Source organism: Pseudomonas sp. H3_C08 (assembly GCF_054669455.1).
In genome coordinates, this window is the sequence record NZ_CP162803.1 from 502,820 (window position 1) to 519,101 (window position 16,282).

Genomic DNA, 16,282 nt, shown 5'->3' on the forward strand with positions numbered 1-16,282 from the left:
AGCAAAAACGGCGGATACAAAAATAGCGTTCAAGGTTAACCTTGAACGCTATTTTTTTGCCTGGAAGGGAGCGCGAGGCGCCATGAGCGAGTTTTTTCAAGCCAATGCCGAGGTGTTGCAACGGCGCTGGCCGGCGCTGTTCGAGCGACTGCTGGCTGAAGACAGTGATTCCATTCAGGCCGAACTGGTAGAAGGGCTAGGCTCGACGCTGAGTATCAACGGCATCCAGCTCACCAGTCGTCACGATCGCCTCCAAGAAGCGCAGATTCAGGCGGCCAGCCTGCCGGACAAGGCGCAACTGCACGTCTATGGCACCGGTCTCGGTGATTTGCCCGGTGTGCTGCTTGAGCGGACGGGGTTGCAACGCTTGTACGTGCACATCCTCAATGGCGCGCTGTTTGCGCTAGTGGTGCAACTGCTCGATCAGCGTCAGTGGCTGGAAGACCCGCGGGTCGAGTTGTTTTACGCTGCCGATCATCCGGACTTGTTCACGCCGTTTTTTGCCCTGCCTGCCGAGATGTTGCTGGCCGATGACTACAACGCGAAGATTCGCGATCGGCTGGTCAATGAAGTCCATCTGAGTTTTAACAATCGCGAATTCGACGCGCAGTCGCCGTTCATTCAACAGCGCTTGCAGGACTGCTTGCCGGTGCTGCTGGGTGATGACGATGTGGCGCAGTTGTTTGGTACCTGCACCGATCGCGAGATCTACGTGATCGCTACCGGGCCGACTCTGGAAGGGCACTTTGAACGATTGGCAGCGCTCCGGACTCAGGCTCAGCGCCCGCTGTTCATCTGTGTCGACACGGCGTATCGGCCGTTGATTGAGCACGGGATCGTTCCGGATCTGGTGGTGACCATTGATCAGCGCATCAGCTTCCGTCATTTGCCGTTCGAGGCGTCTGACGGTATCCCGCTGGTGTATTTGCCCATGAGCGATCCCGAAGTTCTGCGGGCCTGGAAGGGCAAGCGCTATGGCGGTTACTCGGCCAGTCCGGTCTACGCCGGGTTGCGTGAACAGCATCCGCGCGCGCTGCTGCACGTCGGCGGCAGCGTGATCCATCCGGCGGTCGATCTGGCGGTGCAAATGGGCGCGTCTCGCATCACGCTATTTGGCGCCGATTTCGCCTTCCCGATGAACAAGACTCACGCGGGCTGGAGCGATGGCGATCTGGGGCCGGGTGTGAATCAGGCGCGGCACTGGGTGCGCGATGGGCAGGGACAGCGAGTCAGTACCCAGCTCAACTTTCGCGGTTACCTGTGTGTGCTGGAACGTTACATCGCTGCGCATCCGCACGTTGAGTTCTTCAACAGCAGCAGGGCGGGTGCGCTGATCGCCGGGACGCAATTCAATCAGGAGTTTGTGCAATGACGGCGATGAAAAAGTGCATCGGTGAATGCCGTCAGTGTGCCGGTCTGTTTCGGCTGGGGCGGGATGTCGAGGCAGCGCTGGGCATGGTTGATATTTTCGAAGATGCACAGCAGTTGCTGCTCTCGGGGTCTGCGGATGTCCAGCAAATGTGGGTGCAGGTGCTCGCGCAAATGCTCGAATGTCAGGAGCGCCAGGACTGGTTGGGGCTGGCTGATTATATGGAGTACGAATTGATCGAGTTGCTGGAAAGTATTTCGGTCTGAACACGCCGACAGCACTGGCCCGCAGCTTTGCGCGGCAGTCGGTTTTATGACGTCATTTTTTCGCGGCTGACGTACTGCTAAGTCTTTGTTTTCTCGGGGGTGGCAGGGTGATGGCAAATTTTTTTCAAAAAGCCCTCAAGCAACCTGCAAACCCGACGATAACTATTACGAAGGTTCTCTAGGCCATACCCGGCGGTTGCCAGGGCCGGAAGCCGCAGTACCCAACCAACGAGGAATTCGTCATGGCTTTAACAGTAAACACCAACACCACGTCGTTGAACGTTCAGAAAAACCTGAACCGCGCTTCCGACGCTCTGTCGACTTCGATGCAGCGCCTGTCTTCCGGCCTGAAAATCAACAGCGCTAAAGACGACGCCGCTGGCCTGCAGATCTCGAACCGTATGTCCTCGCAGATCCGTGGTAACACCCAAGCCATCCAGAACGCCAACGACGGTATCTCCGTTGCCCAGACCGCTGAAGGCGCTCTGCAAGCTACTACCGACATCCTGCAGCGTATGCGTGAACTGGCTGTTAAAGCACGTAACGGTACCAACGGCACTGCTGACCAGACCGCTACCAACGCTGAATTCGCTCAGATGTCCGACGAGATCACCCGTATCTCGGCTTCGACCAACCTGAACGGCAAAAACCTGCTGGACGGTTCGGCTGGTACTGTGACCCTGCAAGTGGGCGCAAACACCGGTTCGGCTAACCACATCGACCTGGTACTGAGCTCCAAGTTCGACGCAGTAAGCCTGTCGGTAGGTAGCGGTACTCTGTCCCTGACCGGTGCTAACGTAACTGGCGCTTCGCAGAACATCGACAACGCGATCACCGCGATCGACGCTGCAATCGCTGCCATCGGTGCAACTCGTGCCAGCCTGGGTGCTTCGCAAAACCGTCTGACCAGCACCATCCAGAACTTGCAGAACATCACCGAGAACACCACTGCTGCACAAGGTCGCGTACAAGATACCGACTTCGCCGCAGAGACTGCTAACCTGACCAAGCAGCAAACCCTGCAACAGGCTTCGACCTCTGTTCTGGCTCAAGCCAACCAACTGCCTTCCGCTGTACTGAAGCTGCTTCAGTAATTTCGGAATGAGTTTGAGCGGGGGAGTGCGCTGGTCGCGCTCTCTCGCTTTTTTCGTTAGGAGGTGATGGGCATGGACATGAGCGTAAAGCTTAACGTGTCTTATCCGGCTCCCAAGCCAGCGACACCTGTTGCTGACAAGCCGTCAGAGACGCCAAAAGTTGCCAAGGTCGAAGCGCCGGTCGCTGACAGGAAAAGTCAGGGCACGGATGACGCCAAGCTGAAACTGGCAGTGCAGGAGATCGAGAAGTTCGTCCAATCGATCAAGCGCAATCTGGAGTTCTCGATCGATGAGCATTCCGGGAAGGTCATCGTCAAGGTGATCGCAAGCGAGACGGGTGAGGTCGTACGACAGATTCCCTCCGCAGAAGCCCTCAAGCTGGCAGACAGCCTCGCCAATGCGAGTCACGTATTGTTTGACGCCAAAGTCTGATAGCTGGCATGAATTATGTTTGTCCGTTCTCAAGATGCGTGTAACGGTCAAAAGAATGGCAACAATCTGAAGGGAGATGCACATGGCAAGTCCAATTCTACCGGGTTCCGGACTGGGTTCCGGCCTGGACATCGGCGCGATCGTGACCGCGCTGGTAAACGCCGACAAGTCTGCCAAGCAGACCCAGATCGACACGCAGACGAAAACCAACTCGCTGAAGATTTCCGGTGTTGGTTCGCTGAAAAGTGCGCTGGCCGCGTTCCAGAAGTCGATGACTGACCTGAACAGTGCGTCGAGCCCTGCGTTCGCCGGTTTCACCGCGACGTCGGACACCCCGGCTGTGCTCGGTGCAACGTCGGACAAGACTGCCGTGCCTGGTACCTACAGTGTTGTCGTGAAGAACCTGGCCACCGGCTCGAAAGTAGCCAGCGCCGCCTTTGCCGGCGGTGCCACCAGTGCCATTCCGAGTGGTACTCTGAAAATCACTCAGAATGGCACTGATTACCCTGTCACGATTCCGGCCAATGCCACCTTGCAGTCGACGCGAGACGCGATCAACACCGCGCAGTCGGCCAATGGTATCTCTGCCAACATCGTGACTGACAGCACAGGTGCCTCGCGCCTGGTGCTCAGTTCGAACAAGACCGGCGCGGGCATGGACCTCAAGGTCAGCGGTATCGCGGGTCTGGAAATCGATGGGACTCAGCCAATGGGCAGTTCGCCTGCGGCGGGTGCATCGGGTGCGGTCGAAGATGTGGCCAAGGATGCAATCCTGACCATCGACGGGCTGACTGTCACCAGCAAGTCCAATACGGTGACCGGTGCAATCAGCGGCATGACGCTGAATCTTGTTACCGCCAGTCCTGTGGACGCGAGTGGTAAGCAAACCGCTGCGACCGTCTCGGTAGCGACCAACACAACAGGCATCCAGACGTCTCTGCAGTCGTTCATCGATTCCTACAACACCCTGAAGAAAACCGTTGACACGCTGTCCAAGGCTACGGCGGACGAGGATGGCAATCTGACGGTGTCTGCGGCGTTCACTGGTGATGCATTGCCGCGTTCGCTGATGGCGGATGTGCGTGCTCAACTGACCGCTCCAGGGGCGGGCGGGCCAGGGCAATTGACCGTGCTGTCGCAGATGGGTGTTCTGACTGACAGCAAAACCGGTTTGCTGACGCTCGACACCGCGGTGTTCAAAACGCGCATGGAAACCCCGGGCATGGCCGGTCAGGTTCAGCAGTTGTTCAGCGGTACCGACGCCAAAAACGGCTTGTTGTCGCGCATGAATACCGCGCTTGATCCGTATTCGAAAACGGGCGGTCTGCTTGATCAGCGCAGTACCAACCTGACGAGTCGAACCACTGCTCTGCAAAAGCAGCAGACAGCCCTGGATCTTCGCGTCACCAGCCTGACGGCAACGCTGACGGCCAAGTACAACGCCATGGACTTGCTGGTAGGGCAGATGAAGGCTACGGCGAGCAACATTACGTCGTTCTTCAGCTCGCTGAACGCTCAGCAGTCCGCGAAGTAAAAGGCGGGCACGACAAAAACCCGGCTACGCTTCATCGGCGTGCGCCGGGTTTTTGTCTTTTGATCTAAAGTTCTGTGATTCGTTGGCGATACACTGGTTATACGAGTCATTGTGGCAATGAGGTAGAACATGAATCCGATGTTAGCCCTTCGGCAGTATCAGAAAGTCGGCGCACACGCTCAGACATCCGAAGCGAGCCCGCACCGTCTGGTGCAAATGTTGATGGAAGGTGGTCTGGCCCGTATCGCTCAGGCCAAAGGCGCCATCGAGCGCAAGGACATTCCTGGCAAATGCACTTCGATCAGCAAGGCGATTGGCATTGTCAGCGGTCTGCGTGAAGGTCTTGATCTGGAGAACAGCGCAGATACTCTGGCTGATCTGGACGGGCTGTATATCTACATGATGAAGCGCCTCGCCGAGGCGAACATCAGCAGCGACCTGCGCATTCTTGATGAGGTTGCCGGCTTGCTGAGCACGGTCAAGGAAGGCTGGGATGCTATTGCCCCTGTGCCTGCTCCGCAGTTTTAAAGGAGATCGTCATGAGTCTTGTATTGCAGCGAATCGCCGATACCCGAGAAGCGTTGGTTACTGCCCTCGCTGAACGCAATTGGGAAGCCATTGGTGAACTGGATCTGGCTTGCCGTTCCTGCATGGAAGACGTCATGGCTGAGGCTGCGCTGGACGAGGTCGCGTTGCGCGACAACCTTGAGGAGTTGCTCCACGTCTACAAGGAGCTTCTCGAGGTGGCCATGGGTGAGCGGCAGGCGATAGCCAACGAGATGTCGCAGATCACCCAAGCGCAAAAGGCGGCAAAGGTTTACCATCTGTTTGGTTAATTAACCCCCAGTTAATCCAGACATGTGCGCCATAAATTTGACTGTGCACGGTTTTTTGACTTAACTAGTGGCTGTTTTCAGATTTCAGGCGTCTACAGGCACATGGTGTCCTGCAAGCGTCTCGCTTGCCCCTTATTTTGGGCATTGAGTTGACTAGGGAAGTTGCTATTGCATGTGGCGTGAAACCAAAATTCTGCTGATCGATGACGATAGCGTCCGCCGCCGCGACCTGGCGGTGATTCTAAATTTTCTTGGCGAAGAAAATTTACCCTGCGGCAGCCATGACTGGCAGCAGGCAGTCGGCTCTTTGTCGTCTAGTCGTGAGGTCATTTGCGTACTGATCGGGACGGTTAATGCTCCTGGTGCGCTTTTGGGCTTGCTAAAGACACTCTCAACCTGGGATGAGTTCCTTCCGGTTTTGTTGATGGGCGATAATTCTTCCGTTGACTTGCCTGAAGACCAGCGTCGCCGCGTGCTTTCGACCCTCGAAATGCCTCCCAGCTACAGCAAATTGCTCGACTCCCTGCACCGTGCCCAGGTCTATCGCGAGATGTACGACCAGGCACGCGAGCGCGGTCGTCATCGCGAACCCAATCTGTTCCGCAGCCTTGTCGGCACCAGCCGTGCGATTCAGCACGTGCGCCAGATGATGCAGCAAGTCGCCGACACCGATGCCAGCGTACTGATCCTCGGTGAGTCCGGCACTGGCAAGGAAGTGGTTGCGCGCAACCTGCATTACCATTCCAAGCGCCGCGACGCACCATTCGTGCCGGTCAACTGCGGGGCGATCCCGGCAGAGCTGCTCGAAAGCGAATTGTTCGGTCACGAGAAGGGCGCCTTTACCGGCGCGATCACCAGCCGTGCCGGCCGCTTCGAATTGGCCAATGGCGGGACCCTGTTCCTCGACGAAATCGGCGACATGCCGCTGCCGATGCAGGTCAAGCTGCTGCGCGTCCTGCAGGAGCGCACCTTCGAGCGCGTGGGCAGCAACAAGACCCAGAGCGTCGATGTGCGCATCATCGCCGCGACCCACAAGAATCTCGAAAGCATGATCGAGATCGGCACCTTCCGCGAAGACCTTTACTATCGCCTGAACGTGTTCCCGATCGAGATGGCGCCGCTGCGTGAGCGCGTCGAAGACATTCCGTTGCTGATGAACGAACTGATCTCGCGCATGGAACACGAGAAGCGCGGTTCGATCCGCTTCAACTCGGCAGCGATCATGTCGCTGTGCCGTCACGGCTGGCCGGGCAACGTCCGCGAGCTGGCCAACCTGGTGGAGCGCATGGCGATCATGCATCCGTACGGGGTGATCGGCGTGGTCGAGCTGCCGAAGAAATTCCGCTACGTCGACGACGAAGACGAGCAAATGGTCGACAGCCTGCGCAGCGATCTCGAAGAGCGCGTGGCGATCAACGGTCATACGCCGGACTTCACCGCCAACGCCATGCTGCCGCCGGAAGGCCTGGACCTGAAAGACTACCTCGGTGGTCTGGAGCAAGGCCTGATTCAGCAGGCGCTGGACGATGCCAATGGCATTGTGGCGCGTGCGGCTGAACGCCTGCGTATCCGTCGCACCACCCTGGTGGAGAAGATGCGCAAGTACGGCATGAGCCGGCGCGATGGAGATGAACAGGCGGAGGATTGACGCCTGTTTTTCAACTGCTTCATTTATAAGCAGTTTTTTTTAGGCACGGGTATTGCTACAGCCCTCGCAACGTTCCGTTTAACTGACGGTCAGCCAAGCGAGAAAGCACAATGCCCCACGCCCAGATGTCTACTGCCTCCAGTCCCGAGGGGCAGCCGTCCTCCGTAGAGCAGGCAAGCCGACAGGGCCTGGAGCAGGCATTCGAGCTGTTCAGCCAGATGTCCAGCCAACTGACGGACTCCTACAGCATGCTTGAAGCACGGGTGACCGAGCTCAAGGGGGAGCTCGCAGTCGTCAGTGCCCAGCGCATGCAGGAGCTGGCGGAAAAAGAACGCTTGGCCAACCGCCTGCAAAATCTCCTTGATCTGTTGCCCGGTGGCGTCATCGTCATCGACGGTCACGGCATGGTGCGCGAATCTAATCCTGCCGCTATCGAACTGCTCGGCTTGCCGCTTGAGGGCGAGCTGTGGCGCCATGTGATTGCGCGTTGCTTTGCCCCGCGTGAAGACGACGGTCATGAAGTTTCCTTGAAAAATGGTCGACGCCTGTCGATCGCCACCCGTTCGCTGGATGCCGAGCCGGGGCAACTGGTGCTGCTCAATGACCTGACAGAAACCCGTCATCTGCAAGATCAACTGGCACGCCACGAGCGCTTGTCCTCGCTGGGGCGCATGGTCGCCTCGCTGGCCCATCAGATCCGCACGCCGCTATCCGCTGCTTTGCTCTACGCCAGTCATTTGACTGAGCAGCAATTGCCGGTCGCTACCCAGCAGCGTTTCGCCGGGCGCCTGAAAGAGCGCCTGCACGAGCTGGAGCACCAGGTGCGCGACATGCTGGTCTTCGCTCGCGGCGAGTTGCCACTGACCGATCGCCTGACCCCGAATAGCTTGATGCAGGCGCTGCAGGCGGCAGCGCTGACGCATGTCCAGGATCTGCCCATCCGCTGGCAGTGCGACAGTCATGCCGGTGAGCTGCTGTGCAACCGCGACACGCTGGTCGGAGCGCTGCTGAACCTGATCGAAAACGCCATTCAGGCCAGTGTCGGCGACGTCCGCCTGAAAGTGCATTGCTACACCCGTGACAACAACCTGCATCTGAGTATCAGCGACAGTGGCAGCGGCATCGAGCCTGCGGTTCTGGCGCGGCTTGGCGAGCCATTTTTTACCACCAAGGTCACCGGCACCGGCCTCGGCCTGACCGTGGTCAAGGCTGTGGCCCGTGCGCATCAGGGAGAATTGCTGCTGCGTTCGCGGGTCGGGCGCGGCACGTGCGCGCAGGTGATCCTGCCGCTGTTTTCCGCTGTACACGGAGCTGAGTAAAAGACATGAGCATCAAGGTTTTGCTGGTCGAGGATGACCGCTCATTGCGCGAGGCGCTGGCCGATACGTTGTTGCTGGCCGGGCACGATTACCACGCGGTCGGCTGCGCTGAAGACGCGCTGACGGCGGTGGCGCGTGAGGCGTTCAATCTGGTGGTCAGCGACGTCAACATGCCGGGCATGGACGGTCACCAGTTGCTCTCGCTGTTGCGGGCCCGCCAACCGCAATTGCCGGTGTTGCTGATGACGGCGCACGGCGCGGTCGAGCGTGCGGTCGATGCGATGCGCCAGGGCGCGGCCGACTATCTGGTCAAGCCGTTTGAACCCAAGGCCTTGCTGGATCTGGTGGCACGGCATGCGCTAGGCAGTATTGGCACAAGCGACGGCGACGGTCCGGTGGCCGTCGAGCCGGCCAGTGCGCAGTTGCTGGAACTGGCAGCGCGGGTGGCGCGCAGCGATTCGACAGTGCTGATCTCCGGCGAATCCGGCACCGGTAAAGAAGTGTTGGCGCGCTACATTCACCAGCAATCCCATCGCGCCAGCCAGCCGTTCATTGCGATCAACTGTGCGGCGATCCCGGACAACATGCTCGAAGCTACGTTGTTCGGCCACGAGAAGGGTTCGTTCACTGGCGCCATTGCCGCACAGGCCGGCAAGTTCGAGCAGGCCGACGGTGGCACGCTGTTGCTCGACGAAATCTCCGAAATGCCCCTCGGCCTGCAAGCCAAACTCCTGCGCGTGTTGCAGGAGCGCGAGGTCGAGCGCGTCGGGGCGCGTAAACCGATTGCCCTGGATATTCGCGTGGTCGCTACCACCAACCGCGATCTGGCGGGCGAAGTGGCGGCGGGGCGTTTCCGTGAGGATCTTTTTTACCGTTTGTCGGTTTTCCCCTTGGCCTGGCGTCCACTTCGCGAGCGCACTGCCGATATCCTGCCGCTGGCCGAAAGGTTGCTGGCCAAACACGTCAATAAAATGAAGCACGCGGCGGCGAAACTCTCACCTGAAGCGCAAGCTTGCCTGACCGCTTACCCGTGGCCGGGCAATGTGCGTGAGCTGGATAACGCCATTCAGCGTGCGCTGATCTTGCAGCAGGGCGGTTTGATTCAGCCGCAGGATTTCTGTCTGGCCGGTCCCGTGACGTACACCGCGATGCCCGTCGTCGCGCCGGTGTCAGCGGTGCTTCGCGAGGTGGAAATCGAAGCGGATTCGGCCGGTGCATTGGGCGATGACCTGCGGCGCCGGGAGTTTCAGATGATCATCGACACCCTGCGCGCCGAGCGCGGCCGACGTAAAGAGGCGGCGGAAAAGCTCGGTATCAGCCCGCGCACCCTGCGCTACAAGCTGGCGCAAATGCGCGATGCCGGGATGGACGTCGAAGGTTATCTGTTCGCCACCTGACGTCTGGCGCAACGATTTGAAAACGCTTTTCTGAAAGGGGTGCCCATGAGCTGGCACCCTTGTTGCTAATACCTGTGTACCCGCCGAGTGAGTGTCAAAAAATTGCGGGCCGCCCAAGAGAGTAGACCATGAGCCAAGGTATTGAATTTAATCGGTTGATGACAGACATGAAGGCCATGAAGCTGGATGCCATGTCTGCGCCGAAATCGACGACCGCTGTCCCTGAGTTGGGAGGCAGCAGCTTTTCCGACATGCTCGGTCAGGCGATCAACAAGGTCAGCGATACCCAGACCGCGTCGACTCAGTTGGCCAACGCATTCGAAGTGGGCAAGAGCGGCGTCGATCTGACGGACGTGATGATCGCTTCGCAAAAAGCCAGCGTGTCGTTCCAGGCTCTGACCCAGGTGCGCAACAAGCTGGTTCAGGCTTATCAAGACATCATGCAGATGCCGGTTTAAGGACGAGATTGAGTCATGGCAGAAGCAGTCGCCGATAACGTTCCGGCCAAGGCCACCCCGATAGACGGCAAACCGCCGCTGTTCGGCCTGTCCTTCCTGGAAAACCTCTCCGAGATGACCATGCTGCGTCAGGTGGGCCTGTTGGTCGGCCTGGCTGCGAGCGTGGCGATTGGCTTTGCCGTGGTGCTGTGGTCGCAGCAGCCGGATTACCGTCCGTTGTACGGCAGCCTTGCCGGCATGGACGCCAAGCAGGTCATGGACACCCTGGCCTCTGCTGACATTCCTTACACCGTCGAACCGAACTCCGGCGCCTTGCTGGTCAAGGCCGATGACCTGTCCCGTGCGCGGATGAAACTCGCCGCTGCTGGTGTCACTCCCAGCGACGGCAACATCGGTTTTGAAATCCTCGACAAGGAACAGGGGCTGGGCACCAGTCAGTTCATGGAAGCGACGCGCTACCGTCGTGGCCTCGAAGGTGAACTGGCGCGGACCATCTCCAGCTTGAACAACGTCAAGGGTGCCCGCGTGCACCTGGCGATTCCGAAGAGTTCGGTGTTCGTGCGTGATGAACGCAAGCCAAGTGCTTCGATTCTGGTCGAGTTGTATTCCGGTCGTTCGCTGGAGCCGGGTCAGGTGGTGGCGATCATCAACCTGGTGGCCACCTCCGTTCCTGAATTGAGCAAGTCGCAGATCACCGTCGTCGACCAGAAGGGCAACCTGCTCTCTGATCAGGCGGAGAACTCCGAAATGACCATGGCCGGCAAGCAGTTCGATTACAGCCGCCGCATGGAAAGCATGCTCACCCAGCGCGTGCACAACATTCTGCAGCCGGTATTGGGCAATGATCGCTACAAGGCTGAGGTCTCGGCCGACATCGATTTCAATGCCGTCGAGTCGACTGCCGAGCAGTTCAACCCGGATCAACCGGCGTTGCGCAGCGAGCAGTCGGTCAACGAACAACGCACCGCCAGCAATGGCCCGCAAGGTGTGCCGGGTGCTCTGAGCAACCAGCCGCCGTCGCCAGCCTCGGCGCCGCAAACCACCGGTGGCGCCGCAGCGCCGGCCGCTATGGTGCAGCCAGGCCAGCCGTTGGTTGACGCTAACGGTCAGCAGATCATGGACCCGGCCACCGGCCAGCCGATGCTCGCGCCATACCCGGCAGACAAGCGTCAACAATCGACCAAGAACTTTGAGCTCGACCGTTCCATCAGCCACACCAAACAGCAGCAGGGTCGCCTGAATCGCCTGTCGGTGTCGGTGGTTGTCGACGATCAGGTCAAGGTCAACGCGGCCAACGGCGAAACCACACGCGCGCCGTGGAGCGCCGACGAATTGGCGCGTTTCACCCGTCTGGTCCAGGACGCCGTCGGTTTCGACGCCAGTCGTGGCGACAGCGTCAGCGTGATCAACATGCCGTTCTCCGCCGAGCGCGGCGAAGTGATTGCCGATATTCCGTTCTACTCCCAGCCATGGTTCTGGGACATCGTCAAACAAGTGCTGGGTGTGTTGTTCATCCTGGTGCTGGTGTTTGGTGTGCTGCGTCCGGTGCTCAACAACATTACCGGCGGCGGCAAAGGCAAGGAGCTGGCCGGTCTGGGCAGCGACGTGGAACTCGGTGGGATGGGCGGCCTGGACGGCGACCTTGCCAACGACCGCGTAAGCCTCGGTGGTCCGCAGAGCATTCTGTTGCCGAGCCCAAGTGAGGGTTATGACGCGCAGTTGAATGCAATCAAGAGTCTGGTGGCCGAGGATCCGGGTCGCGTGGCTCAGGTCGTGAAAGAGTGGATTAACGCAGATGAGTGATAACCGAGCCGCTACCGTCAAACTGACCAAGGTCGACAAAGCCGCGATTCTGCTGCTGTCCCTGGGTTCGACCGACGCCGCACAAGTGCTGCGCCACATGGGCCCGAAAGAGGTTCAGCGTGTCGGCGTGGCCATGGCCCAGATGGGCAACGTCCATCGCGAGCAGGTCGAGCAGGTCATGAGCGAGTTCGTCGATATCGTCGGCGACCAGACCAGCCTCGGCGTCGGTTCCGACGACTACGTGCGCAAAATGCTCACCCAGGCCCTGGGTGAAGACAAGGCCAACGGCCTGATCGACCGCATCCTGCTCGGTGGCAACACCAGTGGCCTCGACAGCCTGAAATGGATGGAGCCGCGCGCCGTTGCCGACGTGATCCGTTACGAACACCCGCAGATTCAGGCAATCGTGGTCGCGTACCTCGACCCGGATCAGGCCGGTGAAGTGCTCGGCAACTTCGACCACAAGGTGCGTCTGGACATCATCCTGCGCGTCTCGTCGTTGAACACCGTACAGCCAGCAGCACTGAAAGAGCTGAACCAGATTCTCGAGAAGCAGTTCTCCGGCAACTCGAATGCCTCGCGCACCACCCTGGGTGGCATCAAGCGTGCGGCCGACATCATGAACTTCCTCGACAGCTCGATCGAAGGCCAGCTCATGGACTCGATCCGCGAAGTCGACGAAGACCTGTCCGGTCAGATCGAAGACCTCATGTTCGTGTTCAACAACCTCGCCGATGTCGACGACCGTGGCATTCAGGCGTTGCTGCGCGAAGTGTCCTCGGACGTGCTGGTGCTGGCCCTCAAGGGTTCGGACGAAGGCGTCAAAGAGAAGATCTTCAAGAACATGTCCAAACGTGCTGCCGAACTGTTGCGCGACGACCTCGAGGCCAAAGGCCCGGTGCGCGTCAGCGATGTCGAAACCGCGCAGAAAGAAATCCTCACCATTGCCCGTCGTATGGCCGAAGCCGGCGAGATCGTACTCGGTGGCAAAGGCGGCGAGGAAATGATCTAAGCCCATGGACAAGCACGACGACGATGTGACGGATCTGATCCGTGCCCGCGATGTCCGTGGTTTCGAATCCTGGGCCATGCCCAGCTTCGATCCGCCGAAACCGGAACCCGAGCCAGAGCCGGAACCCGAACCGCCGGAAATGGAAGAGGTGCCGCTGGAAGAAGTCCAGCCACTGACCCTGGAAGAACTCGAAAGCATCCGTCAGGAGGCTTACAACGAGGGCTTCGGCATCGGCGAAAAAGAAGGTTTTCACAGCGCCACGCTCAAGGTTCGTCAGGAAGCTGAAGTGGCGCTGGCGGCAAAACTTGCCAGCCTTGAGCAGTTGATGGCGAACCTGTTCGAGCCCATCGCCGAGCAAGATACGCAGATCGAAAAGTCGCTGGTCGACCTCGTGCAGCACATCACAAAACAGGTGATCAAGCGCGAACTGGCCATTGATTCCAGCCAGATCGAACACGTCATGCGCGATGCGCTCAAGCTGTTGCCGCTGGGCGTCGACAATGTGCGCCTGTACGTCAATCCGCAGGACTTCGAGCAGGCCAAGGCCTTGCGCGAACGTCATGAGGAAACCTGGCGCATCGTCGAAGACGAAGCGCTGTTGCCGGGTGGCTGCCGGGTTGAAACCGAGCACAGCCGCATCGATGCCAGCATCGAAACCCGCGTCGCTCAGGTCATGGCCAAACTGTTCGATCAGTTGCACGAGCAGGCGTTGCACCCGGCTGAAGCGGATCTGACTCTGGACATTCCCGAAGACGTAAAACCGGCGGCCTCACCTGACGAGCCGCTCGCGGACGAACCCGATGCGCCTTGAACGCACCAGTTTCGCCAAGCGCCTGAGTAATTACGCTGAGGCCACCGAGATTGCCGGCGCGCCGATTCTTGAAGGTCGCCTGCTGCGCATGGTCGGCCTCACCCTCGAAGCCGAAGGCCTGCGCGCCGCCATGGGCACGCGCTGCCTGGTAATCAATGACGACAGCTATCACCCGTCCCAGGTCGAAGCGGAAGTCATGGGGTTTTCCGGCAGCAAAGTATTCCTGATGCCGGTCGGCAGCGTTGCCGGCATCGCCCCGGGCGCCCGTGTGGTACCACTGGCTGATACCGGTCGCTTGCCGATGGGCATGAGCATGCTCGGGCGCGTCCTCGACGGCGCCGGTCGTGCGCTGGACGGCAAGGGCGGGATGAAGGCCGAAGACTGGGTGCCAATGGACGGCCCGACGATCAACCCGCTCAACCGTGACCCGATCAGCGTACCGCTGGATGTCGGTATCCGTTGCATCAACGGTTTGCTGACGGTCGGTCGCGGCCAGCGTCTGGGTCTGTTCGCCGGTACCGGTGTCGGTAAATCGGTGTTGCTGGGCATGATGACCCGCTTCACCGAGGCCGACATCATCGTCGTTGGCCTGATCGGTGAGCGGGGTCGAGAAGTTAAGGAATTCATCGAGCACATCCTCGGTGAAGAAGGTCTCAAGCGTTCCGTGGTCGTCGCATCCCCTGCGGACGATGCGCCGCTGATGCGCCTGCGCGCCGCCATGTATTGCACGCGAATTGCCGAGTATTTCCGCGACAAGGGCAAGAACGTCCTGCTGCTGATGGATTCGCTGACCCGTTTCGCCCAGGCGCAGCGGGAAATCGCCTTGGCCATCGGCGAACCGCCGGCAACCAAGGGGTATCCGCCGTCAGTGTTCGCCAAATTGCCGAAACTGGTTGAGCGTGCCGGTAATGCGGAGAAGGGCGGTGGTTCGATTACCGCGTTCTATACGGTATTGTCCGAAGGCGATGACCAGCAGGATCCGATTGCCGACTCGGCTCGAGGCGTACTTGATGGTCACATCGTGCTGTCCCGGCGTCTGGCCGAGGAAGGGCACTATCCGGCCATCGATATTGAAGCGTCGATCAGCCGGGTAATGCCGGCGGTGGTTTCGCCGGAACACATGCAGCGCGCGCAGTACTTCAAACAGTTGTGGTCGCGTTATCAGCAGAGCCGCGATCTGATCAGCGTCGGCGCCTACGTTGCCGGCGGCGACCGTGAGACCGATCTGGCGATTTCCCTGCAACCGCAGCTGGTCCGGTACCAGCGTCAGGGCCTCAACGACAAAATCAACATGGGCGAAAGCCAGGCCTATCTCGAAACCCTGTTCGCCCCTGCGGCCGGCGGCTAACCGGTCATGGCCACTGTCAGTCGAGCCGCGCGTCTGGCGCCGGTGGTGGACATGGCCGAGCAGGCCGAGAAAACTGCCGTGCAACGGCTGGGCTATTTTCAGGGCCAGGTCAAAGTCGCTGAAAGCAAACTGGCTGACCTCAATGCCTTCCGGCTGGATTACTCGCAGCAATGGATCGTGCGCGGCAGCACCGGCGTAAGCGGGCAATGGCTGCTCGGTTTTCAGGGCTTTCTGGCGCAGCTCGACACCGCCGTCGACCAGCAGCGCCAAAGTCTGGTCTGGCACCAGAACAAGCTCGAAAAGGCCCGTGAGGAATGGCAGCAGGCGTTCGCCAAGGTCGAAGGCTTGCGCAAACTGGTGCAGCGTTATCGCGAAGAGGCGCAACGCCTCGAAGACAAGCGCGAGCAGAAGTTGCTTGATGAACTGTCACAGCGTTTGCCGCGACAGAATCCCTTCTAAATTGCACCGCGAAACCCTGTGGGAGCGAGCTTGCTCGCGAATGCATTCGGTCAGCTGACTCAATTGTTGACTGGCACGACGCCTTCGCGAGCAGGCTCGCTCCCACATTTGATCCGGTGTTGCACCTTGCCCATGGGTCTACCAAGTGCTAAACCTTGTACAGGTTCGTCAATGACAAGGAAGCCAGTCAATGTCAGTCGTTACAGAAGTCTCTCCGGATGGTCAAAAGCTGACGATTTCCGTCAAGGGTCGCTTTGATTTTGGTCGCCATCAGGAATTTCGCGATTCCTATGAGCGGCTCGACACCAAGCCTGAATCCATTGTGGTCGACCTGAAAGAAGCCACCTACCTCGACAGCTCCGCACTGGGCATGCTGCTCCTGCTGCGCGATCACGCCGGCGGCGATAACTCGGACGTGCGAGTCGTCAACAGCAGCTCAGATGTGAAGAAGATCCTCGCCATCTCCAATTTCGACAAACTCTTCGACATCACTTGA

General features: G+C 59.4%; 17 protein-coding genes. All 17 read left to right on the plus strand.

The genetic code is table 11. The features are described 5' to 3' along the window. The first annotated feature begins 82 nt into the window (after positions 1 to 82). The 17 genes from AB4N74_RS02380 (at position 83) to AB4N74_RS02460 (ending at position 16,282) form a co-directional block, all read left to right on the plus strand. Positions 83 to 1,372 carry a motility associated factor glycosyltransferase family protein gene (locus AB4N74_RS02380; RefSeq protein ID WP_460098071.1) on the plus strand — a complete coding sequence of 430 codons (1,290 nt, stop codon included), beginning with the start codon at positions 83 to 85 and terminating at the stop codon, positions 1,370 to 1,372. Then, complete coding sequence (locus AB4N74_RS02385) at positions 1,369 to 1,635, plus strand: hypothetical protein (protein ID WP_093439676.1); 267 nt, start codon at positions 1,369 to 1,371, stop codon at positions 1,633 to 1,635. Before AB4N74_RS02380 ends, AB4N74_RS02385 begins: the two co-directional genes overlap by 4 nt. Positions 1,636 to 1,877: 242 nt before the next feature. Continuing rightward, complete coding sequence (locus AB4N74_RS02390; RefSeq protein WP_093439686.1) at positions 1,878 to 2,729, plus strand: flagellin domain-containing protein; 852 nt, start codon at positions 1,878 to 1,880, stop codon at positions 2,727 to 2,729. A gap of 72 nt (positions 2,730 to 2,801) precedes the next feature. Next, positions 2,802 to 3,161: a flagellar protein FlaG gene (locus AB4N74_RS02395; RefSeq protein WP_093439690.1), complete on the plus strand. Its 360-nt coding sequence runs from the start codon at positions 2,802 to 2,804 to the stop codon at positions 3,159 to 3,161. A gap of 82 nt (positions 3,162 to 3,243) precedes the next feature. Then, entirely contained in the window at positions 3,244 to 4,695 is a 1,452-nt protein-coding gene (gene fliD, locus AB4N74_RS02400; protein WP_093439694.1) for a flagellar filament capping protein FliD, read from the plus strand. 129 nt (positions 4,696 to 4,824) lie between these two features. Further along, complete coding sequence (fliS, locus tag AB4N74_RS02405) at positions 4,825 to 5,223, plus strand: flagellar export chaperone FliS (protein WP_093439698.1); 399 nt, start codon at positions 4,825 to 4,827, stop codon at positions 5,221 to 5,223. Positions 5,224 to 5,234: 11 nt separating this feature from the next. Next, positions 5,235 to 5,531, plus strand: coding sequence for a hypothetical protein (locus AB4N74_RS02410; RefSeq protein ID WP_016984299.1), 297 nt, complete (start codon positions 5,235 to 5,237; stop codon positions 5,529 to 5,531). A 172-nt stretch (positions 5,532 to 5,703) separates the two neighbouring features. Continuing rightward, positions 5,704 to 7,179 (plus strand): sigma-54 dependent transcriptional regulator, encoded by a 1,476-nt coding sequence (locus tag AB4N74_RS02415; protein WP_007920053.1) that lies wholly within the window; start codon positions 5,704 to 5,706, stop codon positions 7,177 to 7,179. A gap of 125 nt (positions 7,180 to 7,304) precedes the next feature. After that, positions 7,305 to 8,498, plus strand: a complete 1,194-nt coding sequence (locus AB4N74_RS02420; RefSeq protein ID WP_177413071.1) for a sensor histidine kinase — start codon at positions 7,305 to 7,307, stop codon at positions 8,496 to 8,498. Positions 8,499 to 8,503: 5 nt separating this feature from the next. Continuing rightward, positions 8,504 to 9,895: a sigma-54-dependent transcriptional regulator gene (locus AB4N74_RS02425; RefSeq protein ID WP_460098074.1), complete on the plus strand. Its 1,392-nt coding sequence runs from the start codon at positions 8,504 to 8,506 to the stop codon at positions 9,893 to 9,895. A gap of 128 nt (positions 9,896 to 10,023) precedes the next feature. Next, positions 10,024 to 10,353: a flagellar hook-basal body complex protein FliE gene (gene fliE / locus AB4N74_RS02430; protein ID WP_007920044.1), complete on the plus strand. Its 330-nt coding sequence runs from the start codon at positions 10,024 to 10,026 to the stop codon at positions 10,351 to 10,353. Positions 10,354 to 10,368: 15 nt separating this feature from the next. Beyond that, a complete protein-coding gene (gene fliF, locus AB4N74_RS02435; RefSeq protein WP_093439711.1) occupies positions 10,369 to 12,156 on the plus strand; it encodes a flagellar basal-body MS-ring/collar protein FliF in 1,788 nt (595 codons plus the stop codon). After that, complete coding sequence (fliG, locus tag AB4N74_RS02440) at positions 12,149 to 13,168, plus strand: flagellar motor switch protein FliG (RefSeq protein WP_016771079.1); 1,020 nt, start codon at positions 12,149 to 12,151, stop codon at positions 13,166 to 13,168. Before fliF ends, fliG begins: the two co-directional genes overlap by 8 nt. 4 nt (positions 13,169 to 13,172) lie before the next feature. Continuing rightward, positions 13,173 to 13,979 carry a flagellar assembly protein FliH gene (fliH, locus tag AB4N74_RS02445; protein WP_460098077.1) on the plus strand — a complete coding sequence of 269 codons (807 nt, stop codon included), beginning with the start codon at positions 13,173 to 13,175 and terminating at the stop codon, positions 13,977 to 13,979. Next, on the plus strand, positions 13,969 to 15,327 hold the full coding sequence (fliI, locus tag AB4N74_RS02450) for a flagellar protein export ATPase FliI (protein ID WP_460098079.1): 1,359 nt from the start codon (positions 13,969 to 13,971) through the stop codon (positions 15,325 to 15,327). Before fliH ends, fliI begins: the two co-directional genes overlap by 11 nt. A 6-nt stretch (positions 15,328 to 15,333) precedes the next feature. Then, positions 15,334 to 15,786 (plus strand): flagellar export protein FliJ, encoded by a 453-nt coding sequence (gene fliJ / locus AB4N74_RS02455; RefSeq protein ID WP_122608304.1) that lies wholly within the window; start codon positions 15,334 to 15,336, stop codon positions 15,784 to 15,786. Between the two features lie 190 nt (positions 15,787 to 15,976). Continuing rightward, positions 15,977 to 16,282: an STAS domain-containing protein gene (locus AB4N74_RS02460; protein ID WP_093439728.1), complete on the plus strand. Its 306-nt coding sequence runs from the start codon at positions 15,977 to 15,979 to the stop codon at positions 16,280 to 16,282.

Excerpts from the sequence above, each read along its gene's own strand:
- fliG (WP_016771079.1), top strand. The coding sequence starts at position 12,149 with ATGAGTGATAACCGAGCCGCTACCGTCAAACTGACCAAGGTCGACAAA.
- AB4N74_RS02415 (WP_007920053.1), top strand. The coding sequence starts at position 5,704 with ATGTGGCGTGAAACCAAAATTCTGCTGATCGATGACGATAGCGTCCGC.
- AB4N74_RS02460 (WP_093439728.1), top strand. The coding sequence starts at position 15,977 with ATGTCAGTCGTTACAGAAGTCTCTCCGGATGGTCAAAAGCTGACGATT.
- AB4N74_RS02420 (WP_177413071.1), top strand. The coding sequence starts at position 7,305 with ATGTCTACTGCCTCCAGTCCCGAGGGGCAGCCGTCCTCCGTAGAGCAG.
- fliS (WP_093439698.1), top strand. The coding sequence starts at position 4,825 with ATGAATCCGATGTTAGCCCTTCGGCAGTATCAGAAAGTCGGCGCACAC.
- AB4N74_RS02425 (WP_460098074.1), top strand. The coding sequence starts at position 8,504 with ATGAGCATCAAGGTTTTGCTGGTCGAGGATGACCGCTCATTGCGCGAG.
- AB4N74_RS02410 (WP_016984299.1), top strand. The coding sequence starts at position 5,235 with ATGAGTCTTGTATTGCAGCGAATCGCCGATACCCGAGAAGCGTTGGTT.
- AB4N74_RS02395 (WP_093439690.1), top strand. The coding sequence starts at position 2,802 with ATGGACATGAGCGTAAAGCTTAACGTGTCTTATCCGGCTCCCAAGCCA.
- fliH (WP_460098077.1), top strand. The coding sequence starts at position 13,173 with ATGGACAAGCACGACGACGATGTGACGGATCTGATCCGTGCCCGCGAT.
- AB4N74_RS02390 (WP_093439686.1), top strand. The coding sequence starts at position 1,878 with ATGGCTTTAACAGTAAACACCAACACCACGTCGTTGAACGTTCAGAAA.
- fliJ (WP_122608304.1), top strand. The coding sequence starts at position 15,334 with ATGGCCACTGTCAGTCGAGCCGCGCGTCTGGCGCCGGTGGTGGACATG.
- AB4N74_RS02380 (WP_460098071.1), top strand. The coding sequence starts at position 83 with ATGAGCGAGTTTTTTCAAGCCAATGCCGAGGTGTTGCAACGGCGCTGG.
- fliF (WP_093439711.1), top strand. The coding sequence starts at position 10,369 with ATGGCAGAAGCAGTCGCCGATAACGTTCCGGCCAAGGCCACCCCGATA.
- fliD (WP_093439694.1), top strand. The coding sequence starts at position 3,244 with ATGGCAAGTCCAATTCTACCGGGTTCCGGACTGGGTTCCGGCCTGGAC.
- fliE (WP_007920044.1), top strand. The coding sequence starts at position 10,024 with ATGAGCCAAGGTATTGAATTTAATCGGTTGATGACAGACATGAAGGCC.
- fliI (WP_460098079.1), top strand. The coding sequence starts at position 13,969 with ATGCGCCTTGAACGCACCAGTTTCGCCAAGCGCCTGAGTAATTACGCT.
- AB4N74_RS02385 (WP_093439676.1), top strand. The coding sequence starts at position 1,369 with ATGACGGCGATGAAAAAGTGCATCGGTGAATGCCGTCAGTGTGCCGGT.